The 24,089-nt window shown below is 42.1% G+C and carries 22 protein-coding genes and 1 tRNA gene; 8 read left to right on the top strand and 15 right to left on the bottom strand.

Translation table 11 applies throughout. The annotated features are described in order from the left end of the window. Positions 1-81: 81 nt before the first annotated feature. The 6 genes from OSCI_RS25765 to OSCI_RS25745 all read right to left on the bottom strand — a co-directional run bounded on the left by OSCI_RS25765 (position 82) and on the right by OSCI_RS25745 (position 7,861). The gene (locus OSCI_RS25765; RefSeq protein ID WP_007358149.1) at positions 82-1,791 is read right to left on the bottom strand and encodes a CapA family protein; all 1,710 of its coding nucleotides are present in this window, start codon (positions 1,789-1,791) and stop codon (positions 82-84) included. 9 nt (positions 1,792-1,800) lie between these two features. Then, on the bottom strand, positions 1,801-1,959 hold the full coding sequence (locus tag OSCI_RS30945) for a hypothetical protein (RefSeq protein ID WP_007358148.1): 159 nt from the start codon (positions 1,957-1,959) through the stop codon (positions 1,801-1,803). Between the two features lie 54 nt (positions 1,960-2,013). After that, complete coding sequence (locus OSCI_RS25760) at positions 2,014-3,036, bottom strand: daunorubicin resistance protein DrrA family ABC transporter ATP-binding protein (RefSeq protein ID WP_007358147.1); 1,023 nt, start codon at positions 3,034-3,036, stop codon at positions 2,014-2,016. 162 nt (positions 3,037-3,198) lie between these two features. Then, positions 3,199-3,387 (bottom strand): hypothetical protein, encoded by a 189-nt coding sequence (locus tag OSCI_RS25755; protein WP_007358145.1) that lies wholly within the window; start codon positions 3,385-3,387, stop codon positions 3,199-3,201. A gap of 521 nt (positions 3,388-3,908) precedes the next feature. After that, on the bottom strand, positions 3,909-7,034 hold the full coding sequence (locus tag OSCI_RS31055) for an EAL domain-containing protein (RefSeq protein ID WP_007358144.1): 3,126 nt from the start codon (positions 7,032-7,034) through the stop codon (positions 3,909-3,911). Continuing rightward, entirely contained in the window at positions 7,028-7,861 is an 834-nt protein-coding gene (locus OSCI_RS25745; RefSeq protein WP_007358143.1) for a pentapeptide repeat-containing protein, read from the bottom strand. Before OSCI_RS25745 ends, OSCI_RS31055 begins: the two co-directional genes overlap by 7 nt. Positions 7,862-9,559: 1,698 nt before the next feature. On the opposite strand from OSCI_RS25745, the gene OSCI_RS25740 reads away from it, so the two are divergent. Next, on the top strand, positions 9,560-10,024 hold the full coding sequence (locus OSCI_RS25740) for a hypothetical protein (protein ID WP_007358141.1): 465 nt from the start codon (positions 9,560-9,562) through the stop codon (positions 10,022-10,024). Positions 10,025-10,098: 74 nt separating this feature from the next. Further along, entirely contained in the window at positions 10,099-10,947 is an 849-nt protein-coding gene (locus tag OSCI_RS25735; protein WP_007358140.1) for a GUN4 domain-containing protein, read from the top strand. 497 nt (positions 10,948-11,444) lie between these two features. Here the strand turns inward: OSCI_RS25735 and OSCI_RS25730 are convergent. The 5 genes from OSCI_RS25730 to yqeK all read right to left on the bottom strand — a co-directional run bounded on the left by OSCI_RS25730 (position 11,445) and on the right by yqeK (position 14,501). Continuing rightward, a tRNA-Met gene (locus tag OSCI_RS25730) sits at positions 11,445-11,518 on the bottom strand. Positions 11,519-11,636: 118 nt separating this feature from the next. Continuing rightward, the gene (locus tag OSCI_RS25725; protein ID WP_007358139.1) at positions 11,637-12,590 is read right to left on the bottom strand and encodes an asparaginase; all 954 of its coding nucleotides are present in this window, start codon (positions 12,588-12,590) and stop codon (positions 11,637-11,639) included. 221 nt (positions 12,591-12,811) lie between these two features. Continuing rightward, complete coding sequence (locus OSCI_RS25720; protein ID WP_007358138.1) at positions 12,812-13,327, bottom strand: CGLD27 family protein; 516 nt, start codon at positions 13,325-13,327, stop codon at positions 12,812-12,814. A 4-nt stretch (positions 13,328-13,331) separates the two neighbouring features. Continuing rightward, positions 13,332-13,769, bottom strand: coding sequence for a ribosome silencing factor (rsfS, locus tag OSCI_RS25715; protein ID WP_007358137.1), 438 nt, complete (start codon positions 13,767-13,769; stop codon positions 13,332-13,334). A 132-nt stretch (positions 13,770-13,901) separates the two neighbouring features. After that, positions 13,902-14,501 (bottom strand): bis(5'-nucleosyl)-tetraphosphatase (symmetrical) YqeK, encoded by a 600-nt coding sequence (yqeK, locus tag OSCI_RS25710; protein WP_007358136.1) that lies wholly within the window; start codon positions 14,499-14,501, stop codon positions 13,902-13,904. A gap of 600 nt (positions 14,502-15,101) precedes the next feature. Here yqeK and aroF point away from each other — a divergent pair. Beyond that, a complete protein-coding gene (gene aroF / locus OSCI_RS25705; protein WP_007358135.1) occupies positions 15,102-15,977 on the top strand; it encodes a 3-deoxy-7-phosphoheptulonate synthase in 876 nt (291 codons plus the stop codon). A 141-nt stretch (positions 15,978-16,118) separates the two neighbouring features. Further along, positions 16,119-16,313, top strand: coding sequence for a heavy-metal-associated domain-containing protein (locus tag OSCI_RS25700; protein WP_007358134.1), 195 nt, complete (start codon positions 16,119-16,121; stop codon positions 16,311-16,313). A gap of 176 nt (positions 16,314-16,489) precedes the next feature. Here the strand turns inward: OSCI_RS25700 and OSCI_RS25695 are convergent, their stop codons facing one another. Beyond that, the gene (locus OSCI_RS25695; RefSeq protein ID WP_007358133.1) at positions 16,490-16,900 is read right to left on the bottom strand and encodes an ArsR/SmtB family transcription factor; all 411 of its coding nucleotides are present in this window, start codon (positions 16,898-16,900) and stop codon (positions 16,490-16,492) included. 149 nt (positions 16,901-17,049) lie between these two features. On the opposite strand from OSCI_RS25695, the gene OSCI_RS28875 reads away from it, so the two are divergent. Further along, positions 17,050-17,217 (top strand): metallothionein, encoded by a 168-nt coding sequence (locus OSCI_RS28875; protein ID WP_007358132.1) that lies wholly within the window; start codon positions 17,050-17,052, stop codon positions 17,215-17,217. Between the two features lie 301 nt (positions 17,218-17,518). Then, positions 17,519-17,788, top strand: coding sequence for a DUF7219 family protein (locus OSCI_RS25690; protein ID WP_007358131.1), 270 nt, complete (start codon positions 17,519-17,521; stop codon positions 17,786-17,788). Between the two features lie 171 nt (positions 17,789-17,959). Here OSCI_RS25690 and OSCI_RS25685 read toward each other — a convergent pair whose 3' ends face one another. Then, positions 17,960-18,631 carry an NADPH-dependent F420 reductase gene (locus OSCI_RS25685; protein ID WP_267879551.1) on the bottom strand — a complete coding sequence of 224 codons (672 nt, stop codon included), beginning with the start codon at positions 18,629-18,631 and terminating at the stop codon, positions 17,960-17,962. Positions 18,632-18,915: 284 nt separating this feature from the next. Then, the gene (locus OSCI_RS25680; RefSeq protein WP_007358129.1) at positions 18,916-20,022 is read right to left on the bottom strand and encodes a metal ABC transporter solute-binding protein, Zn/Mn family; all 1,107 of its coding nucleotides are present in this window, start codon (positions 20,020-20,022) and stop codon (positions 18,916-18,918) included. A gap of 92 nt (positions 20,023-20,114) precedes the next feature. Between OSCI_RS25680 and OSCI_RS25675 the strand changes: the two genes are divergently transcribed. Together OSCI_RS25675 and OSCI_RS25670 are read left to right on the top strand one after the other, a co-directional pair. Then, positions 20,115-20,834: a metal ABC transporter ATP-binding protein gene (locus tag OSCI_RS25675; RefSeq protein WP_007358128.1), complete on the top strand. Its 720-nt coding sequence runs from the start codon at positions 20,115-20,117 to the stop codon at positions 20,832-20,834. Between the two features lie 151 nt (positions 20,835-20,985). Continuing rightward, positions 20,986-21,828 (top strand): metal ABC transporter permease, encoded by an 843-nt coding sequence (locus tag OSCI_RS25670; RefSeq protein ID WP_007358127.1) that lies wholly within the window; start codon positions 20,986-20,988, stop codon positions 21,826-21,828. 58 nt (positions 21,829-21,886) lie between these two features. Here OSCI_RS25670 and OSCI_RS25665 read toward each other — a convergent pair whose 3' ends face one another. Beyond that, the gene (locus OSCI_RS25665) at positions 21,887-23,875 is read right to left on the bottom strand and encodes an ABC transporter ATP-binding protein/permease (RefSeq protein WP_007358126.1); all 1,989 of its coding nucleotides are present in this window, start codon (positions 23,873-23,875) and stop codon (positions 21,887-21,889) included. Between the last annotated feature and the right edge of the window lie 214 nt (positions 23,876-24,089).

The following is a 24,089-nucleotide window of genomic DNA, read 5'->3' as shown; positions in this document are numbered from 1 at the left end:
GACATGATATTACCAATTACCAATTACCAATTACCCATTACCCATTACCCATTACCCATTACCCATTACCCATTACCAATTTCATTTTTTCAAAATTTGCCCCTTCTCATCAATTTTCAATGGTGTATTAGGAAAATCACCTTTTGTTAATTCGCGAATTAGTCCCACGCTCCTAAAATTATTGTCAATAGCAGGTATCCCTTGCCCATTAAGCTGTACTGGGATAATCTTACCAGAAACAAAATCTCCTTTAGGGTTCATTTGTACTTGCAAAATCAACGATTCTCCAAGTTCTCCCGCAGTTGATAAGCTGCGATATCCCATAAAATTACCCAAAGAATAGGCGATTAATTTCCCTTTGTACAGTTCTAAAGCTCTAGCAACGTGAGGGCCATGTCCTAAAATTAAATCCGCACCGGCATCAATCATCGTCCGGGAAAATAACACCATATTCCCTCGATTTTCACCAAAGAAAAATTCATTGTGATTCCTAACCCTAAGAGCTCCCGTTCCCTCAGCTCCCGCATGAACAGATATTACTACGATATCCGCCTTTTTCTTCGCTTCTTTCACAATTGCTTCCCCCGCTTTCAGTTCTAGCAGGGAGTTGTGAACATCGCCATAGTTGCTGAAACCAATAAAGGCAACATTAACACCTTTGACATTCTTATAGACAATTTGACCTTTTTTACCAACAGCAGTCATGCCTGCACCGTCGATATTTTTAATCGTATCTTTAAATCCTTGCTCGTGAAAATCCCAGGAATGGTTATTGGCGACATTCAAAATATGAAAGCCCGCATCTTTCAACAGCTTGACATAGCTGGGAGGTGTGCGAAAGGCAAAAAGCATTCCACCACCGCCACCTTTAGAACTGTAACGATAGTCAGTTAATGTACTTTCAAAGTTGCCAAATAAAATATCTGCTCCTTGCAAGTATGGTTTGACTGACTTAAATAAAATCTTCTCGTCTTTGGGCAGTTTATTGTAAGGATAGTTGCTGCCAGGAATGATATCGCCAACGGCTTTGATAGTGATAGTTTCGGTTGTAAATTGTGCGTTTTTGGGAGATGGTAAAGTTACGTTTGAAACCTCAGTTACATTATTTGTTACTTGTGTAGTTGTTACAGGTTTTGTAATGGGTTTTAGGATTGGTTTAGCGGTCGCTTTTTGAGTAGGGCGTGGTACTGGAGAGGCGGATGTAGATGGGATTGGCTTTAAAGATACTATCTCGGAGGTAGTTAAAACGTTCCCTGGCGGTTGTTGAAGTTGAGAGGTGATCACGAAGCCGGATAAGGGGATGAGTACACTGCTAACGGAGCCTACTAGAAGCCAAGGATTTCCGGTTGTCCTTTTGGGTAATGGGTGACGGTTGACTGGGGGTTGGGGACTGGTGACTGGTGGCTGGTGACGGCTGACTGGTGATGGGTGACTGGTAACTGGGGACTGGTAACTGGGAATTTTTCCCCTCTCCTCTGTTCCCCTGCTCCCCAAGGGTTGTTTGAGTTCGACGATTTGAGTCCAACCGACTAGTTGCTGGTTGATTCGCCGCCCATAAACTTTGACATAGTAGATTTGAGCTGCTTCGAGGCGGAGTAATCCTTTAACGATGACTCGGATGCAGGCATCTTGGGGGGGGAGTTGTTCTGCTTCTAGTAATAGGTGCAGGCAAGTGTTTTGACGGGTGGCTTTGACGGCTATGCCTTTGGTTCCTAGTGCTTGACTGATTAGAAAGGCGATCGCAGTTGCGTCACCTTCTTTGGCTAATGTTAAAATCTCTTGCTGACTCACTCTCTTTCCTCACACCAACAGATAGAGTTTATTATTCAACATTTCATCAAAAAAAGAGCGATCGCCATAAATTTTATAGCAATCGCCAAAATAGTGAGGACGGATATCCTGAAGGCCGCCCTCTGAGGTAAAAATACCGCCCAGAGTGGGGTCTACATAAGTTATCAAAGAGACAAAGTTGACTCTTACTTCTTACTTCTTCCTTCTTCTTTCTTCCTCCAACTAAGACCGCATCGCTGCTTTTTGCTCGGCTTTCAAGTCCCGACTACTAGAAGCTTCTAACTCCGAATCTAAAAGCGTTCTCCCCGTCGCAGCTAAATAAACATCATCCAAACTAGGTCGAGATTGAGCAATTCCAAAAGTAGGAAGACCCGCATCTTTAATTACTTGCTGAATATTCAAAAGTGCATCGCTCTGAGGTGTTACCACTAAATTTAGGGAATTACCTTGAGCAGTATTCACGATCGCTTCTTGTACAAAAGGCAAAGATTGCAACAGAGATTTTGCTTTTTCGGCTTCCTCTATCGGCGAAAATTCCCGGATGCGGAGGGTAACGCGATCGCCACCTACTTTATCCTTCAATTCTTCGGGTGTACCCGCAGCAATCACCACACCTTTATCAATAATTGCTACTCTGTTCGCCAAAGCATCAACCTCTTCAAGATAATGGCTGGTAATCAATACTGTTGTCCCAGACTCGCGCAACTGTCGCAGGAAGTCCCAAACTACCACCCGGCTTTCTATATCGAGCCCGACTGTCGGTTCATCTAAAACTAAAACATCCGGTTGATGTAACAGTCCCGCAGCCAAATCCAGCCGTTTGCGGATACCACCGGAATAAGTGCCTGTCTTTTTATCCGCCCATTCCCCTAAACCGAGTAATGCGATCGCACGATCGATCCGATCTTTAATCATCGGCCGAGGCAAATGGTAGAGAGCCGCTTGCAATTGCAAAAGTTCGCGCCCCGTCAGCACCTTATCCAAAGCCACCTCTTGAGCAACATAGCCCAAGCGTTGTCTAGCCAATCTCGGCTGCTCTATAACTGAAATCCCGGATACCTCTAAACGTCCGCGATCGGGGGCTGTCAACGTACACAAAGCCCGTAGAGTAGTGGTTTTGCCTGCACCATTGGGGCCGAGCAAACCAAAAATCTCCCCCGGTTCCACCTGGAAGGAAACATCTTTGACGGCTTCAACAGTGCCGTACCGTTTCTGAAGATTCTGGATTAAAACGGCGGGAGCCATATATATAGGTCAATCTGAAACATTACTTTATATTTTAAATTATTCTTTGAGAATTTTAATCAGCGATCGCGCAGCTCAAAAACACGAAAATACTCAGCGGTTAGCCCTATCCGCTGATTCAATTTTATTTATCGTAATTATTATAAGTGAGGTTTTTCTAACTTAGTCGATAATCCTCACCCATCCACGCCGCACATTATATAACAGTCTGTTAATAATTGCGTGTTCGTCTTCATTGAGTCCACCACCTAAAAGTGCCGATCTGATTTGCTGGCGGTCATTGCGAGTAACCACGCTGGAAAACATGACTTGACCAAATAATTCTTCTAGTGTGAGCTGGGAAGTAGACATGACTTTTGGCTTCCTTTTTCGTGCAAGGGGTAGTTCTTAAAATAAGGAATGCTAGTAAATATACTGTGCCCTTTTTTCCAACCCAATTTTGTGATTGAAAACATTGCTAAATTGTGATTTTAGTCACAGTATTTGGCGATCCATCTCTTATTCAAATGCGATCCTGGTATTTTTTGTGTGTGATATTAATCACTTAAGCAGCAAATTTACATGAGGAATCAAGGGTTTGACAGGGATAATTACTTAAAATTGAATCGGATGAGGAACTTGTAGGTGGATGCACGAATAATCGCCGAAAATCTAAGTCTACTTAAAATTTGTACGTAGATGTACGGATAATCTCTTAAAATTTTAACTTTTAGTAGGATGGGTTAAGTGAGCAATGAGCAATGAGCGGTTAGGGGCTACGATGCTCAGGGCTAGGGGAAGAAGAGGAAGAAGAGAAGAGAATCAGCGAGTTTGGTGGAACTCAGAAGGTCTTAATCGCCTTGGCGACTGCTATAGCAATTAGCAATTAGCAATTAGCCATTACCAGTTAACATTTTTTGTAGAAACTCAGTTGCCGCCTCACTGTCCAGAGGTCTAGATAACAAATATCCCTGAGCGTGTTCGCATTCAAGTTGCTGGAGTTCCGCTAGTTGCTCTTTTGTTTCCACACCTTCTGCGATCACATCGAGCCCTAAATTATGAGCCAGCGTTACGATCGCGCGTACAATTTGCAGGGGACGACCACCCTCTGTACTCAAGCGACTGACAAAAGAACGGTCAATTTTGAGAGTATCAAGCGGGAAGCGGTGCAGATAACTTAAAGATGAATAACCCGTCCCAAAATCATCAATAGAAAGCCGAATATTTCTAGCTTTCAGTTGGGCGAGCATAGTGCTAGCTTTAGCGACATTTTCCACAATCACGCTTTCCGTAATTTCCAACTTTAAACTGCTGGGATCGCACCCAGTTTCTTGCAGAATTTCATCAATCTCCTCAAACAAATTCATTTGCCCCAACTGCTTACCTGAAAGATTCACACTCATAGTCAGTGGGTAATTAGTAATTGGTAATTGGTAATTGGTAATTGGTAATTGGTAATTAGAGAAATTTGGACTATCACATCTTCCTTCTTTCCTATTCCTTATTTCTTCTTCCTTCTTCCTTCTTCCTTCTTCCTTCTTCAATAGTTCTTGCCAAATACGCAACTGGCGGCAAGCTTCTCTCAAAACCCAAGCACCCAAAGGAATAATCAGACCAGTTTCTTCTGCTACGGGAATAAACTCAGCAGGTGAAACTAAACCTCTCGTTGGGTGTTGCCAGCGTACAAGCGCCTCAAAACCGCTAATTCTGCCAGTAGAAAGTGAAATAATTGGCTGATAATGTAGCAACAATTTAGTATGTGGATGACTACCATTGCTAAGAATTTTCGCTGCATTTCCCGAAGAGTTCTCCGATAGCCAAAGCGGTTTTGAATTGAGAATTGCCGAATTGCCCTTTGAGTATTGAACGTGCTCCGATAACTGAGAACTTTCTAAACCCAGATTTTGTGCCAAACTTGCCTGTTTTGGTAAAAAATGGGGTCTTCCAAGGGCAACTGCAATTTGACAACTTTCCTGAATCGCCCGCCGCAAGTCAGTTTCCAATTGCAACAGAGAAATAGTTTGATCGTGCATCGCTAAGTTAAAAACCTCATGGCGGGCCTTACCAAGGGCCTTGGCGCGATACATGGCAATGTCAGCGTCTCGCAGGAGATCTTCAGGATGGTTGTACATGGGGCAGTGCATATACTTCCAATCTTCTTCACTTGTTGAGGAAACTTCGCTTTGACTGAAGACAATACCGATGCTGACGGTGGTAAATACTTCGTGTCCTTCAAGGTTGAAGGGCTGGGCAAACTCGTGGTTGATCTTTTTGGCAATGATGGTAGCATCACCAAGACTTTGAATACCTTCTAGTAGGACAGTGAACTCGTCTCCCCCTAGTCTAGCGGCGGTATCAGAGGGGTGAAGACAGGAGGTAAGGCGGTGGGCGATCGCAATTAACAGTTGATCTCCTACACTATGACCTAGACTGTCATTGACGACTTTAAAGCGATCTAAATCTAAGAATAGGACAGCAAATTTATAATCTGGCTGTTGTTTGGAACGACGGATAGCTTGACCAACACGCTCAATAAATAGGGCACGGTTTGGCAGTTGAGTGAGAACATCGTGAAAGGCATCGTGGAGGAGTTGTTGTTGGGCGCGTTTGCGTTCTGTTATATCTCTGATGATAATTTGGGTTGCGACTTTCCCTTGGTAGGTAGCAGGTATACCTGCTATTTCCACATCGATTACTTTCCCGTCCAGTCTAATCATTTTTTGTTCGATCAGATTCGTTTTTTTGTTTTCTTCTTCTACTTGCTGAATGCGGACTCTAACTACTTCCAGATAGTCGCGGTGGACGAGGTTAAATATGGGAAATCCGATCAGTTCTTTCGCAGATTGAGCACCAACAAGTCTGGCTCCCGCCGCATTGATATAGACGATTTTATCTTCGCTATAGACGGCGATCGCTTCCGGGGAAAGTTCTACTAAACGGCGGTATCGCTCTTCGCTTTCTTGGAGAGAAGCGATTAGTTCTATGCGCTCTTTTTCTGCCTGCTGGCGTTCTATTTCTGTGTCGTGGGCAGCGAGAAATCTACCGATGCTTTGTGCCATCAGTTCGATGATTTCTGTTTCGCGGGCTTCAAAATTTTTGCTTCTTATTTGTGTTGAGGAGAAACTTAACACCCCGTAAATTTTACCGCTGACAAATATAGGCGTACCTATATAAGATTCCATGTTAAATCTTTGATATGCCGGGTGCGTTTGCATTTCCTCTATTTTACCTACATGGGCATAGGTAACAGTTTTCTTAGTTTTTATCGGTGCTGAACAATAAGTATCTTTTAATTCCGATTCCAAGCCAGGAACAAAACATTCAATATCAGATTTAACAGAACGGATAATGCAGCGTTCGCCTTCAATTTGATTGATGACACCTGTAGAAAGCCCAAATATTTCGCATCCTGCCAACAGGTAATCGGCAAATAGCTCTTCAAAATTTTGATAGTTGTAAGTTGTAATCCGGTGAAGCTGTTTGAGATTGGCGCTAAAAGTTGCTAAAGTTTGGGACTTTAAAAATAATTCTTCTTCCGATCGTTTGCGATCGGTGATGTCGGTTTGAATGCCGACAAAGTGGGTGAGATGTCGCCGCGTGTTGTACACGGGTGAAATAGAAAGTTCGTTCCAAAAAGGAGTGCCATCTTTACGATAGTTTTTCAAGACGACCTGACATTCTTTGCCTTCGTTAAGGGCTGTTCGCACTTCCTTAAGAGCTGGTTGATTTCTATCAGCACGTTGCAAAATTCGGCAATTTTTACCGAGAATTTCGTCTCGCTGATAGCCTGTCATCCGCTCGAAACTGGGGTTGACATAAATCGTGGGGTTGTCTGACTGTGTTGCGTCGGTAATGATAATGCCGTTGCTGCTGGAAGCGATCGCGCGTTCCATTAGTTGTAGGCGCTCTTCCGATCGCGATCGCTCGATGGCTGCTGCTAGTACATTCGCGATCGCTTCGAGGAAGTGGACATCATCTTGACTAAATTGCCGCCGCCGCTTGGTGTGAGCGCTCAGCACACCCCAAGCGGGGGATGGGGGGGATGAGGAAGATGAGGGGGATGGGGAACAGATGATGGGACACTGGCTTGAGGCAAACTCATATAGGACAAAACCGACTGTGTAACACTAGATTTTCGCGGTTCGCTGCGTCGCATTTCCACAGGGGTGTCCATGTAAATTCCAATAGCGCCATCCATATTCGCACCACTGAGATTAACTCCACTGAGATTAGCACCGCTGAGGTTGGCTCCATTGAGGTTAGCCCCACTCAAGTCAGCGTTCAACAAATTGACATCTCTGAGATCCGCATCTTGAAGATCCGCATCCGTGAGATCGCCACCGACTAATCTGACATCTCTGAGGTCAGCGTTGAGCAACTTAGCATTCACCAACTTCACATTACCTAGATTCGCACCACCTAAGTCGGCACCGCTGAGATTCGCACCGCTGAGGTTAGCCCCAACCAAATTAGCACCAACCAAGTCAGCACCGCTTAAATTGGCATGAAGCATATTTGTATTGACTAAATTGGCAAAACCTAGATCGGCACCGCTCAATTCAGCACCATTTAAGTTTGCATCAAAGAGGTTGATTCCCTTGGAGTCAACACCGCTCAAGTCAGCATTAGCCAGGTTAGCAGCAACTAAGTTGGCAAAACTCAGATCCGCACCACTTAAATTAGCACCGCTGAGATCCGTACCATTGAGATTGGCAAAACTCAGATCCGCGCCAGTCAAGTTAGCGCCGCTGAGTTTTAATCTTGCCAGATTGGCATCGCTGAGATTTCCTCCCTGACATTGTTTGGTTTCTAACAACCGTTTGATGTGCGCGGTATTTCCACTCATATTCCTTTTCCTCTACGGCAAACTGCTGAGTCTCTATCGATCGGTAAGCCCTGGTTTGCTTTTTTTGTCAAAGGGGGGACTGGGACTGGGGATTCCCACGAATAAACTCAGGCGCACAAGGAATGATTTACTTTTCTTTTTCAACCTGATTAAATTCAAGGGAGGTGTTTTCCAAATTTTAACATTCGTCATCCCTCTGACGACAGATGAGGGGTTTAACCCCTCACGATTACTCAACTATCATAATTAATTTTTATGAGTGATGCCAAAGTGCTTTGAGCAAACCTGGAATAAAAGGACAAAGGAGATTGCATTGTTGAGTTGGGTCGCCCGTGACGATCTCAAGGGAGATTTTATTGTTGAGTTTGGTCGTCCGTGACGACCTCAAGCAAAAATAATTTTGAGAACTTGTTTAATTTCTCAGGTTGGGAGAGAGGTTTTCCGCCAACCTTTGATGGTAAAAGGCAGCAACATACACTAGGACTTAAAAATATTGAAAAATTTAACCTAAAGTCGGAGGGTTAGTACGACAACCTAATTGATTAGGAACTGTTTGTTAAAGATTCTGTAAAGTTTATCGGAGTTGACGTTGAGGCAGGATGTAATCCCGATCATTTTATTTTGCGTAGAGAATTATATCCCCTGCAAACTCTGGATTTTAGCCATTCTCAATAACTTATGAATAGTAGCAATCTTTTGGTTGATTGTATGTACTAAAGCCAGCAATGTGGGATAGATAAAAAACATAATTATATAGATGCAAATCTTATATTTCTAGTTTATAAGTATTTATCATCTAATTATATACTCTAAAAGAGTAGATTATAGTAACTTATAATATAAAGGTAGATAATACTAAGATATAATATACTAACTTAGTTAATAAATATTTATACATATTGACTCTTAACTGAGATTCTTGATACATATTTAAGTATCCCAATAAAATAAATACTTAAATATTAACTAGATAACTTTTATATAGTTATAGTTTATTAGGTTATTACTTAAAGTAGTATAAACAATCTAATTATTATTTAGATCGTCTATATATTTTAAAAGAGTTTAACATAACTCTTTAAACTATCTAGCGTTGCGATCAAATCAAAATACTTTCCCACCGGCATTAATAGATTATAAGTAAGTAAGAATTATCTATTTAATATTTATATGATTATTATTTGATCGTTAAGTCAACTACTAAAAGAGATTGAGTCTGATGCAACCCAACAACACAGAGTTAAGACTCTAAAATCATCTCCCGACAAGGTTTTCACTCTGCAACCAGGGGAGTACACCCCTATCCATCCCAGAAGCTTGACTGATTTAGAAGAGTTGCCTTCTGTTTCCCTGACTTACCTGCAAATGGTAGTTTCTGCTCTCTCAATCCCCTGCTTCTAGCATTCCCTCAGACCCCTCAAATTTAGCCTATAAGCCCTCCTTTTCTATGTCTGGAGTAGTTTTTACTTTTCCTCTCCTTCCTTTTACTAAAGCTCAATCTTAGGGCTACTTTTCCAGGGCAAAGCTTGTATAAGTTTTTCTAATAAAAAGCTATATAGGCATAAAGAAAACCATTCAAGATTTTTTCTTTTACTCTTGTTTTTCCATAAAGTAGCAGCTACTATAAGATTATCAGTTAGCTGCTACTGATGCAGTCAACTAAAACTGTTCCCTAATAACATAACCTGGAGATTGTTTATGGCTGATGTATGGATTTTGGTTGAACAAGAAAAAGACTTGCAAAATGCTTCAATTGAAGATATAAACCATGAAGTTTCCAGCAAAATAAAAGTCTGTGAAGAGAAAAAGAAAGAATTTGAGGAGCAAGTAAAAAAAGCTCCTAAGACAGGTAAAGATAAAAATGTTCCGAAATGGAAAGGAGAAGCATCTAGTGATAGCTTAAGGTTTGCTATAGAATTATTAGAAGAACTATTAGAAAATATCAATAATATATTCAATAAATCCTCTAATAAAGATAGTATAGATACAACGATATTTAATGATCAAAAAGATGTATTCTTAAAAAGATTGACTGAGTTTTTACAAACTAGGTATAAAATTCATAAAATTCATAAAAAGGAGCATACAATACTGAAGAATAAGGCTGAAGCTGCCCAAGAGATGTTAGATATGGTAAAAGAGTTATTAGGCAGAGTAAATTAATAAAATTAAAGGCTGTAGATTATAAAGTCTACAGTCTTTTTAACTACCTTGTAAAGTTAAGATAGAGATTATATATGGCTGTTGAATGTCCTATTTGCCAAAATACACTTACAGAGCAGCAAGCTACAATCTGTCCTAGATGTGCTTGGGATTTAACTCTGTATTCTTTCACCCCTGATGATATTAGCAAAGCACTGATAAAACAAATAGATTGGGCTAGACAGATGTGGAAGAGTCAACAAAAATATCTACAAGAAATTGAATTATTAAAATCATCTTATAATAATGTATTTTCTGATATTGGAGCTTTAGTAAAACATGGTTTTCTTGGTGGTGACTGCTGGAAAGAAGCAAATATATTAACAGCCAAGGAGATTGCTAAAAATGCTAAGAATGACCATTATTACACTCCTCCTTTATCAAAAACAATTAGAATTCTCACTCCTTCATTTATTAATAGTTTAGATTGTGAATTACTTTCTAATATTGATAAGGCTTGGGCAGATAATAACAAAAATAAACTTGGTTGGGGTTTTAGGGTACAAAAGTCAATTTTTGAAAAAATTTTAAGGACTTATGAAGATGAAGATGAAGATTTTATCTGGTCATTGTTTACTGTTAAGGTTGGCTGGAAACAACCAACAGATCAAAAATATTATAAGTCTTTAGGCAATAAATATGATTTTTTATGCAATAGAGACTATGTTAAAGACAGTAGAAACTATAAATGTTTTAGTTTTTTAAAGTTGTCAACAGAAAAGAGCTATTGTGAAGGATATTTTCCTCTATTAAATTGGCTTACAGATAACACTCCAGCTCATACTTGGGAACAAAAGCTAATTAATGGTCAAGAAGGTTATCAAGAAGGTTATAAGGGCTTTAAGTCTTTAATGGACAGATTAACTGAGTGCAGTATAGGGTAAATCTTTTATTTCTGTAGCTTCATTAAATTGAATCTCTTTTTTTATTCATTTTATAGTTTTATTTAACACTTATTTACTATCCTACTTCCTATTATTTTTCTGTTCTCAATAATCTAATTAACTGAGAATATCTGCATCTGTTGTTTAAAAGCTCAGGCTTAGCTCTGGGTTGGCTGCTACCTATAATAAAATACAATTTTTTATTTATATAAGTTTATATTAACTTATCATTGCTTGTTCTGAAGACTGCTGAGGGGATTTGGTGAGTTTGTCAGCTTGATAACTCAAAGGGCATCAATGGTGATAAACAAATCTTATTGGTATACAAATATTATTTTAACTTGCTTATCAGGTAGGTTGACCTACTATTTTGAGGATAGTTTGGAATGAGTTTGAGAGAAATTTGATAGAAAGTAGCTAGGCAAAGAAACCAGCTAGTAGTGGCTAAAAAACAAAACTCCATAACCATTAAAGATTACAGAGTTTGTTTAATTAAATGGCGGGAAGTGGATTTGAACCACTGACCTTCGGGTTATGAGCCCGACGAGCTACCAGGCTGCTCTATCCCGCGTCGCTTTAATTAATATAACGCGGTCTTCTAAAAATTGCAACCCCTAAATCAAAAATAAATAATTTTTTTTCATTTTTAATCTAGGAATTGCCACAATCTAATCACAGTATAGCTTCTATCACAGCATCGATAATTCCCCCACCACCTCCAGACGCTTAAATTCGCTTAAAGTCATATAAGTTTCTGACAAAGTTTCTGCGATCGCAGGACTAATCCAGCCCAACTGCTTCAATAAATGAATTGCCACCGCATACTTAGCCCGCTTCGCCCCATCCGTCACCTTAATCGCCAAACCCATCCCCTCGCCAACTCTGCCAATGCACTGCACGCCTTCCGCCCCCGATTTACTCACCACTTCCCCCTCACTCAACCGCATCAATTCGGTATCAAATATACCCTCACCAGCCACCATTGCCGGATGATGAGTCATAGCACGGACAATGCGCTCCATATCCAAATTGTCACCAGAAGCCAACTGTGCGTACAGAGAAGCCATTTGCCCCAACTGCATAAAATAAGTAGGAGCCCCACAATCATCGCGAGCGCTGATAAACTCCTCAGCCGGCATCGCCAGCATCTCCGCAACCTTTGTCAAAATCAACTGCTGCACTGGGTGCTTGCGGCGCAAGTAAGTTTCTAGCGGCCAGTGCCTTTGCTGGCAGACAGCCAACATCCCCGCGTGTTTCCCCGAACAATTGTATTGCAGAGGGCTAGTTTTCCCTTCTGGAATTGGGCACTGGAGTTTCGAGGAGTCCACGTTACACCGCCACAAGACATTAAATGCCTGTCGTGCCTGCTCAATAGTTCCTTGGTGAGAGCTACAAATAATCGCTAAATCTCGATCCGTAAGTTCATAGCGTTCTAGGGTACCGGTGGTAGTGACGGCCAGCGCTTGAAATGGTTTGAGCGCTGAACGGATAAATGTAGCTGTATCCGAGTTGCCAGCAACCGATAGAACGCGACCCCGATTGTCACAAACAGCAGCCTGGACGCGGTGCGTTGATTCAATTACGCCATCCCGCAGCAGTCTGACTTCCAACTCTCGCGCTTGCGTTCGTTTTCCCCTGGTCATATTTAGATTTATTAGTTGTTAATTGTTAATTGTTAGTTGTTGGTTGTTGGTTGTTGGTTGTTAGTTGTTGGTTGTTAATTGTTAGTTGTTAGCTATTGTTATTTGTTAGCTAAACATCGAGTGAGCGATCGCTGCAAAAATGCTTGTAAATTAGCTGTAGATTATGGTAGGCGATCGCCCACCATACAACTAACTAACTACTAACTACTAACTACTAACCACTAACTACTAACCACTAACAAAAAATACCAAATTATACCGCCAGCCAATAGGAATGCCATCAAACCATAAACAGTCTGACGCAATCGTTGCAGAATCGGTTGAACTTGGTAGGTGACAATTAACTGGTCTTGGAGCAAAACTTCAGGAGTTTTCGGCCAGGATTGACAGTCGTACCAGCCAGACTCTTCGTAAACAACAGTAGCATTTGCGAGGCGCGATCGCACGTACAACCAACCCAAAGAAAGCCGCAGCAATGCCAGTCCTAAAATAAAACTAGCACCAGCCGCACCGCTGAGTATAAACTGAACCGGATGCTTGAGAGGGGCAAAGCTAGATGCAGCTATCGGCCCAGATACCAGCCAACTCCATCCCCACAACCAGGCGAGTTTCGCCAGATAGCTGGGCCACTCTAGAGTGGCCCAGCTAAAAAACCAAGACTCTTTAAGTTCCTGGTACTCGTTGACTGGTTGCTGTTCGGTGGGAACTGGACAGGTAGAAACTGAAACATCCCTCATACTGCTATCCTCTTAGGGCGGCAGAAAAGTGGATGCGCTCGGCATGACCCCAGAAGGCTTCTAGATTGTAAAACTCGCGTTCGTGAGGCATTAAGATATGGACGATCGCATCGCCGTAGTCCATCAGTACCCAAGTCCCCTCTCCTTGCCCTTCAATTCGCACGGGCATCCGCTGCCACTCTGTTTCGACCTTATGAGCGATCGCTTGGGTAATAGCTCGTACTTGCGCGTTAGAAAACCCGGTGACAATCACGAAGTAGTCTGCCAAATAAGATACTTCTGATACCTGGAGTAATACGATATTACCTCCCTTGCGGTCTTCGGCAGCTTCGGCGATTGCAAAAGCCAAGGCGCGGCTTTCATCTAAAGAATTGCCAGCGATCGCTGTAACTTTAGTCGAAGAGTTAGTAGAAGAATATGGGGCTTGGGTGTTATTTGTCATCAAATTCTTAATTTCCTAATAGATTTGCTAATTGGTAATTGCTAATTGCTAATTGGTAATTGCTAATTGGTAATTGCTAATTGCTAACCATTAACAACTAACCACTAACAACTAACCATTAACAACTAACCATTAACGAACTTTAGCCATTTGTAGCGCCCAATTGCGGGTCAGTATGCTGCGCGGGTGGATCAAACAGCGAGTTTCTAGCAAATATTTAAAAGCATAATCACAAGTTTGCCAAACTGCTGCATGAAGATTTTTTTTGCTGTGAGATCGCATTACCTCTAGCTGTGGGCTCTTACCCCGGCTTGGCTCTAAAGCATCTGCTATAAACACGATACAACTCAGTTGGCTCATACCAGGCCGTCCTAGAGTATGATTCGCGATCGCCTGCAATATTTCTTCATCTTGCACTCCGAACTCGTCTCTAGCAACCACCGCGCTAATATCAGCGTGTAGCAAGTGTGGCGCAGCTTCCAACACTGAGTCTAGCTCTAAACCTTCCGCCCTAGCCATTTCCCATAAAAGTTTGGGCTTAAAGTATTTAGCCAAATCGTGCATCAATCCTGCCACTTGTGCTTTAGAAGCATCTATGCTATAAAGAATTGCCAACTCAGCCGCCATCTGCTCGACACCAAGAATGTGCTCGATCCGGGCAGGTGGAACGCGCTCGGAAAGCCAAACTAAGACGCGATCGCGCAGCCCCGATATTGCCAAAGTATCGCCCATAGCCCGCTGAGAATATCTTTATACGACTTACGCAGAATTGGTAACGCCCCCGTATCAGCAGTAAAATTACTCTTGTCTCGGCGGCATTACGCAACAAATGTGTAACTATATAATTCTAGCGTTTGTTAAAAATTAATAGTGAGAATTCCCAGTAATTTAGCCGTGCGATCGCACCCCAGCTCGGAAATTCTCAGAGAATTTCTCAGAAATAGGGCTTGACATTATTCACTCCCTTTGTTAGGGTGAGTGGTAATAGATGTAAATTCCATCCTCAAACGCAGCGCATTGCTCATGTTTGCAAGCAAATATTACTTTTATTTTTGGTGGTTTAAGCACGTTCACTTGGGGTGAATCAGATTTGCTATAAATCTCCAAGTGAACCGCAGAATTAGACCTGCGGTTTTTGTTTGCTCAATTTACAGTTTAGCTCTAGCGAAAACAGCCATGACATTATTCGATAACTGGTTTTACGGCTTTTATTTTTGGCCCCAAAGGAGTTCTGGGTAAATTGTCGTGCTGCTTTTCGCGCCTCACCCGGAACTCCTTAAAGTTCCGGGTTTTTTTGTTACTCACACTTTTTTTTGAAGGAGAATACCACTCGTGTTAGATGCCAAACTCACCACCAAATCTAGCCTTGAACACCAAACCACAGTCAAACTTTCAGAACACGCCACTATTGGCGGTAAAGAAATTATCATTATCGGCGGGCCTTGTACAGTCGAAAGCGCTCAACAAATGGAAGAAGTCGCAACCCGACTAGGACTCGCACCCATTCAAGCTTTACGCGGCGGTGTCTACAAACCCCGCACATCTCCCTATTCTTTCCAAGGTTTAGGAGTCGAAGGACTAAAAATCTTAGCAGATGTCAGCCAACGCCATCACCTCCCAATCGTAACAGAGGTAATGTCAATTGCTCAAATTGCCCCAGTTGTTACCTACGCGGATATGCTTCAAATTGGCAGCCGCAATATGCAAAATTTCGAGCTTTTAAAAGCAGTCGGCCAAGCCGGAAAACCCGTACTACTTAAACGTGGTTTATCCGCCACAATTGAAGAATTTGTGATGGCCGCTGAATACATTTTAAGTCATGGAAACCCTGATGTTGTACTCTGCGAACGAGGTATTCGTAGCTTCGACAATTACACCCGCAATGTCTTAGATTTAGGGGCAGTAGTAGCGCTAAAACAATTAACTCATCTGCCGATAATTGTAGATCCTTCTCATGCAGTGGGCAAGCGGGAATTAGTCGCACCTCTGGCTAAAGCTGCGATTGCTTGCGGTGCTGATGGGTTAATCATTGAGTGTCACCCAGAACCAGAAAAATCGGTTTCCGATGCGCGGCAGGCCCTTTCTTTAGAAGATATGATTGAGTTAGTTTACAGTTTACGATCGGTAGCGGCGGCCGTTGGTCGCAGCCTTGCTGAAGTACGTCCCCACTTTTCTGTTGTGCCGAAAGTTGTAGCAAAATCAGCTTAAATGGGACTTACGCACGATCGCGTAACGCCGCCATCAGGCGCGGTGACTTTACCGCGCCTGATGGCGGCGTTACAAACAGTTTTGGCTAATTTCTGTTAAAATGAAAAAAGAATATTATACTTTCAATTTCTCTATTTAACTATGGAAATCAAACTCAACGTTCCTTCAATAGTCTGTTCTGGCTGCGGCGACACGATTACCAAAGCCATCAAAACTGTCGAATCCGAAGCTAACGTCAATGTTGATGTCGCAGCTAAGACTGTCACCGTAGAAGCTCAATCCTCTGAAGAGTCAATCAAGCAGGCAATTACGGCTACAGGCCACACTGTTGCATAAAGGCTAAAAGATGAAGGATTAAATGTTTTTCTCCCATTCATCCTTCATCTAACTAACACCAAAGAAGGGGCTAGGGACTAGGGACTAGGGACTAGGGAAAGAGGAAAATAGGGAGAGATGAGTAATTAGCAATTAGCAATTAGCAATTAGCAATTAGCAATTAGCAATTAGCAAGTTTAGCCTTCTTCGTCTAAGTGTTCGGCAACAGCCCTGTAAAGTTCCAAAACGTGGCGATCGAGAAGGCTGTAAAAAACCTGCCGCCCTTGCTTGCGATAGCTGACTAAACGCAACGCCCGCAACGCCCGCAATTGATGGGATACTGCCGATTCACTCATCTCTAGCGTTGCTGCTAAGTCACAGACGCAAAGCTCTTGAGCCGCTAAAACTGATAACAGCCGCAGACGGTTAGCATCTCCCAAAAGGCTGAAAAACTCAGCCATTCGCTGAGCTTTCTGGGAGTTGAGAACTTGGGTTTGAATGCCTTGTACGCGATCGCTATCGACTAGATGGGGGGAATCGCACGTTGGAGTATCGGTTTTTTTAATAGCTTGGGTTACAGCCTGATTAACAGCAGAGTTAGGCGGCATTATATACAAATTTTTTTTAGGATCTGATTATCATTCTACCTTAGATAGTCTCTGACCTAAATTGTAACAGTTCCTTCACATTACCTTGACATATACCTGAATATATGTTCAGATATTAGTAACACTTTAGAAATTTACTCAAAAAAGCTATGACTACCGTAACCCAGATGAAATGTGCCTGTTCTTCTTGCCTGTGCGTTGTTAGCCTCACCGAAGCCATTGAAAAAAACGGTCAATACTACTGCTCGAATGCCTGTGCTGACGGTCATCCCAATGGCACAGGCTGTGGACACGCAGGCTGTGGATGCCACAACTAGACACGGGTATTGAGAAAGAGTTAAAGTAAATTATTCAATCTATCTATAGGGGGATGCGCTCAGGCACCCTTTATTTTTTGGTGATTTGATTAAATTTAGGTTAAAATTATACTAAATAAAAGTTAAAATCAGCCTGATTGAGATCCCGAAGTACAGCCTAATAATGCGTAATCGCTATTTAAGTCAATACAATGGAAGCGAGTTAACCCCGTCATAAAGTAAACAAACTGATGCAGGAAACAGACGGTGCATTTTTACAAAGGAAACGTAACGCAGGTTTTGATTCATTAAGGAGAGAGCGATGACTAAAGAGAGTGACCAATTTTTACATCCCCGCAGCCGCTACTACGGTGACTTCACACCAGAGAACTTAGCATTTAATGCTAATTTGCAGGAGTTTGCCCAGAAAATAACTTACATCTGCTCTCTAGAAACTGGCGGAAAAATTAGCTCAGAAAAGGCTTACAAAGAAATTAAGGCACTCTGGAAACAGTTGAAAAGCTCGAAGAAAAATCTGGGAATTAGCGAAAAACCCCCTGAGAGCGATGAGGGAAAATCCACAACTGAATAGAAAGGAATTTAGTCTGAGCCCCGTTAAGCCTAAAAGCTAAAACGGGGTTTTTTATCTAGGGACTAGAGGTGATACCAATACTGAAAATTTGGCAACGGCGATCGTAGTAGGTTGGGTATAACGAAGTGAAACCCAAGATCGGGATTATAGAGTTCTAGATGCGTAGCTCATCTATCGACGCATATATCGAAAACCAACATCAGTACCGCCTCTAAGCCCATAGGCAATTTGGATATTTAGCTGGCCCATTGCTTCTAAGTATCTGGCATTCTTGAGGACTCCCGCATCAACAGGCTCAAATCCAGCATCTTGGATCAACTTAGCAACGACATCTTTTGCCTCTGGATAATCTCCACAGTAAAATCCTGTGCCTTTATGTTCGCCAAAAGTTTGTTTTCCGGGTGCCATAACTTCAGCAAAAATCGTGTTGAATGCTTTGACAATTTTTGCTCCGGGAATCAATTTTGCAATTTCTTCTGCTGATGAAATTGGATGACCTAATGTGTTTGACATATAGTCTGGAACAAGGGGATTGGTGCAATCAATTACAATTTTTCCACTCAAATCGCCCAGTTCTACAATTACATCCTTTGTGACGTTGTTTGACCAAGGCGTTGCAATCACGATGACATCGGCATCTATGACAGCCTCAGCATAGGTTGTTCCGCTTGCATTTTTTCCCAAGGGTTCTGCGATCTCTTTTGCTTTGTTTGCGTCTCGTGAACCTAAAACCACTTGATGATGTGCTAAAACAAAGAGGTTGGCGAGGTTACTGCAAACATTACCACTGCCGATGACTGCAATTTTCATCTGTGCGATCCCTGTATTTGTGTATTGGGCAATGCGATTAAAATTAATTATATCTCTTTAACTTCTTAGCTATTATCTTCGGCATAGCCCCCTTCTCAGGGATGTTATTATCCTTTGTGGTTTGAAAGTGTGGTTTGAAAGAGCCTTTTGTTGTCTGCGATCGCGGACTTCGTTGAGCGATCGCCATTAATTATTCATCTCCCTATAACGCATAAATCATCAAATTTGTCAATAGGTAAGTTCAGAGTAACGCCGTCGTCCTGGTAAAGCTCTCCCTGGAACGGCGGCGTTACAAACAATGATGGGTAAGTCCGATATTATTTAGGCGTTTGTGCAGTCAAAGGTGTACACTTACCTCCCAACCCTTGAGCGATCGCACAAGTATTTTCAGCTAACATCCCCTCATAGGTATCAGCACCACTTCCAGGCGAACCCAACCCATCGCTGTAAAGTTCCTGGGCGGAAATTTTGACATTTGCCTCCCTAGCAACAGTCTCTATCAGCTTTGGGTTAACAGTTGTCTCCGCAAAAATCGTCGGTACTCCAGTTGACTTAATTTCCTCAGAAAGTTCTGCAATCCGTTTCGGCGTTGGTTGTTCTTCTGTGCTCACTCCCTGTAAAGCCCCAGTAATCTCTAAACCGTAGGCGTTGGCATAGTAACTTAAAGCATCATGGGTAGTAATTAACTTGCGTCTGTCGCTGGGTATGGTGGCAATTTGAGCCTTAATCCAACTATCCAACTGTTCTAACTCGCCAGTAAGTTTTTTGGCATTACGGCTGTAGAGTTCGGCATTGCTAGGAGCGAGCTTTTCCAATTCACCGCTAATCACCGCCACAATGCCAATACCATTCTTAGCATTATGCCAAACATGGGGATCGGCAACCAGTTCGCCTTCTTTATGGTTGGGGTCAGAGGTTTCTGTTTTCTCCTGAGTGTGGGACTCTTCCTCGTGTTCGTGTTCGTGTTCATCCCCCATCAAGGGTTTCGGAACAGCTTTCTCGTGGATGGCGATTTTGGGTGCAGCGTTGGTGGTGGATTGGATTAACTTCAGCAGTGTCGGTTCGTGGTTGTAACCGCCGTAAAAAATTAGGTTTGCTGTTTCAATCGCTTTGCGATCTTCTGGCTGAGCTTGATAAGTGTGGGGATCTTGACCTGGCTTGATTAAACAGGTCATATCGATCGTATCCTGGGCAATTTTGGTAGTGAGATCGCACAGAACACCAGTGGTAACAACTACTTTTGGCTTGGGTTGACTGGTTTGAGCTTGAGTTGAGGCGGGAGTAGTTTGGCTTTGGTTTGTATCGATCGGGGTTGAATTGTTGGTATTGGTGTCTCCAGCACTGCATCCAGCAAGTTCCAAGGCGATCGCCACAGCAGCAGCACCCCAAATTCGGCGAGTTTTTATTTGTAATCTCTTTAACATTTTCTGATTTAGAACGATAATCGTTATTAGTTGTTACTGTTATCCTATTCTAGGAGATATGGGAACAAGAATCGTTATCACAAAATCGGATTATGTTAGAAGTTCAAAACTTGGCCGTCAGTTATCAAGGGGAGTGCGCTCTCAAAAGTATTAGTTTCAAGTTAGAACCAGGACAGTTAGTTGGAGTCCTTGGCCCCAATGGAGCGGGGAAAAGTACCTTAGTAAAAGCGATGCTGGGATTAGTACCTATTCGGTGTGGTCGGGTGTTGTATGAAGGGCGACAGTTGAAGGATCAGTTACGGCGGGTTGCTTATGTACCGCAGCGATCGCAAATTGACTGGGACTATCCGGTGACAGTCTGGAATGTGGTGATGATGGCCCGCACAGTGCAGACAGGTTGGTTCCGCAAACCTTCTCGCCAGTCCCAAGAATTAGCTTCATCAGCATTGAAGCGAGTAGGGATGTGGGAATACCGATCGCGGCAAATTGGGGAACTATCAGGGGGACAACAGCAGCGGATATTTTTAGCGCGATCGCTCGCTCAGCAAGCAGATGTGTTTTTCTTTGACGAACCGTTTAACGCGATCGACAAAACCACAGAAGAGATCGTCTTCGATATTTTTCGAGAACTGAAAGCCCAAAATAAAACTTTGCTGGTAATTAGCCACGATTTAGGTGAAACTTTAAAACAATACGATCGTTTATTATTGATAAATAAGCAGCTAATTGCGGCAGGATTTCGTCGAGAAGTGCTAACCGCTGCTAATATTCAAAAAGCTTATGGGTACGATTTAAGTTTAGTTTCAGCCTGAGATTTTTTTAACTCATTGGACTTACGGTAATTGGTAATTGGTAATTGGTAATTGGTAATTGCTAATTGCTAATTGCTAATTGCTAATTGGGAAAAATCCCCCGTCTCTTCCTTCTTCCTTCTTCCTTCTTCCTTCTATCTAAGGTGCTTAAATGTTGGAATTGGTAATTGAACCATTGAAATTTGAGTTTATGAGAAACGCGATCGCGACGGGTATTTTATTGGGTATACTCTGCGCGGTTGTCGGCTCTTATTTAATTGTACAACAGATGGGTATGATTGTAGAAATGATTGCCCATTCAGTATTACCAGGATTACCAATTGCGTTTGTGTTTGGAATTAGTATTTCCATTGGAGCTTTTATATCTGGGGTCATCAGTGCTGTAATCATGGCTTGGATTCAGTCTCAATCTCGACTGAAAATTGATGCAGTGATGGCATTGATTTTGTCTACTTTTTTAGCCCTTAGCGTCGCTCTAATTAGCCTGTTAAAGACAACTAAATTAGACCTTCAAGGATTTCTTTTTGGTAATATATTGTCAGTATCGCCTGCTGATGTACAGCACACTTTTGCGATTACTGTAATAGTTTTGATTTTAGTCAAACTCTTTTACAAAGAACTATTATTTTATACCTTTGACAGAATGGGGGCTCAAGCGAGTGGTTTGCCAGTTAATTTGATTTATTTTGGGATGATTGCTGCGATTACGCTGACAATTGTAGCTAGTTTACAAACTGTTGGTGCGCTGCTAGTAATTTCTATGCTGATCGGGCCGGGAATTACTGCATATTTATTGGTAAAAGAACTACATTTAATGATGGTATTGGGAGCAATTTTAGGCAGTTTTGCTAGCGTAATAGGTATGTATTTCAGCTATCACTTGAATGTTCCATCTGGCCCTGGGATTGTCTTGGTAATTTTTGGATTGTTTTTGTTAGCTTTACTTTTCAGTCCTAGCCAAGGAATTTTTACTAGAAAGAGATTTCATGAGTAGCGTAACGCCGCCCTCTGGGCGGTAAAATACCGCCCAGAGGGCGGCGTTACGTAAGTCCTTAAGTGTTGACCGAAAACACATTGAAATTAGCACGATAATCTTGAGCGGATAAAACTCGCCAACTGGAATCACCTAACAATTCCAAAACGTATTGGTGATACTCAACTAAACTCGCACGGTGTCCGACGCTGATAAAAGTAGTTTTAGTTCCTTGTAAATGCTGATAGAGCGCCGCTTCATTTTTCAGATCCAAAGCACTTGTAGCTTCATCCAAAATAGCGTATGAAGGCTGCGTTAGTAACAAACGTGCAAAAGCAAGGCGCTGCTGTTCACCTAGTGACAAAATATCAGCCCACTCTAACTCTGCATCAAAACCACCCGCTCTCTCTGGTAAATCTGTTAAATTTACCAATTCTAAGGCATGGCGTAGTTCTTTCTCCTCAACTTTGCTGCTGGTATTGGGATAGAGCAGTTGCGATCGCAGACTCCCTAAAATCATATAAGGTCGCTGGGGCAAAAACAGCATTTCGTCAAGGTTTGGCCGCACCAAGCGACCTGTTCCGCTGTTCCACAAACCTGCGATCGCCCGCAGCAGAGAACTCTTACCCGCACCGCTTTGACCTACAATTAAAAGTCCTTCTCCTGGTCGCACTTCAACGGAAAGATCCCGAATCAAAGTCTTTTGGTGTTTCGGAGTTTCTAGAGTAATGTGTTCTAGTTTAAACTCAGAACTTACTTCAGAACTGACTACAGTATCAATTGTAGTTTCTCCTAACTTTTGTGCAGTTGTTTGTGCTTCCAGCGTATCTGTAAATACTGCCAAACGATTGATACTAGCAGCAAAAGTGCTCAACTCTTGAATCTGATCCACAATCACCGAAAAAGCATCCAAAACCTGATTGAAAGCAAAAGCAGCTTGACTGATATCCCCAAATTTTATTTGGCCAGCAAAGTAAGCAGGAGCTAGAAACAAAGCAGGAATAATCACCACTGCATATTTGTATCCTCTTGTAAAGTATCCCAGATTTCGTTGCCAGCCAATCAGCAAGTTAAAATTCCGAAATACTTCTACAAATCGCTGCTTGACTTGAGTTGATTCCTGCTCCTCTCCAGAGTAAAAGGCAATAGATTCAGCATTGTCGCGGACGTGAACTAATCCATAGCGAAAGTTAGCTTCTTTTTTAAGTTGATCGAAGTTTAGAGGGATTAATCTTTGACCAAAAATGGTAGTAACTATCGTACCAAAAATAGCATATACAATCAGGAAGACTGAAAGCTGTTTAGAGATAGACCAGAGAATCCCCGTGAAAGATATGATATCAATTACTGAACCAAGGATGATTAATAAAAATTTCACACTTGTGGTTGTGAAAGATTTGACATCTTCCGAAATTCGCTGATCTGGGTTGTCTATTTCATTTTTTCGAGCATTGATTTCATAATAAGCTCGATTCTGAAAATATTTATTAAGGAATTTATTAGTCATCCAATCTCGCCAGTAAAGGCTAAGTTTATCTTGGATGTACCTGTAAATCACCACAATTGGAGTACCGACTACAAAAACCCCTGCATAGACAAAAAGATATTTCCAGTAGTTGGGTGCATCTTTCCCGGCTAGTGCTGTTTGAAAAAAGTTGCCGACATAACTTATTACTACATTAAGACCGCTGACAGAAAACGATAAGATTAAAAGCAGAGTTAACAATCCCCATTGCTGCCATCGCGGTATTAACCTGCTTCTAAAAAAGACAAATGCGCCCAATGGCAAAATCAGCATTAAAGCAAATATCAGGATCGCAGGGGAATTAATAATGCTTTTTATCAGTGTTGCTAAGCCAGCGGCGATACTGTTGAAAAATTCGGGGAAAAGAGCTTGAGTTCCTAAACAAACAGCGCTGACAACTACAAACATTGCAGCGAATAGAAATACGATCAGCAGCACGAGCAATCCTAGGAAGGCTGTGCCACTCCTTGGTTCGAGAGGATAAAAGTAAGGCTGTGCGATCGCTAAAAATCGCTTCCATAACTGACGATCAAATCGATTCATCTTTGCTTTCAGAAGAACTACTTAGGCTGTTTTAAGATATCAAGAGTCTTGACAAAATGCTAGAGGATCTCTTGGAACTGGAGATGGCGACAAGAAAAACAAGTTAGTAGGTTAGGTGGAGGGTAGCGTCACCCAACAAAGCACTTCTGTTGGGTTTTGGTAGGCTACGACAACGTGGTTTTGAGGTGAAAATAGTAAGTAATTTTCCCATCTT

This window comes from Kamptonema sp. PCC 6506 (assembly GCF_000180455.1).
Classification (GTDB): Bacteria; Cyanobacteriota; Cyanobacteriia; order Cyanobacteriales; family Microcoleaceae; genus Kamptonema; species Kamptonema formosum.
Note: the sequence above shows the minus strand (reverse complement) of the source record. Positions and strands in the feature narration are given on the sequence as shown.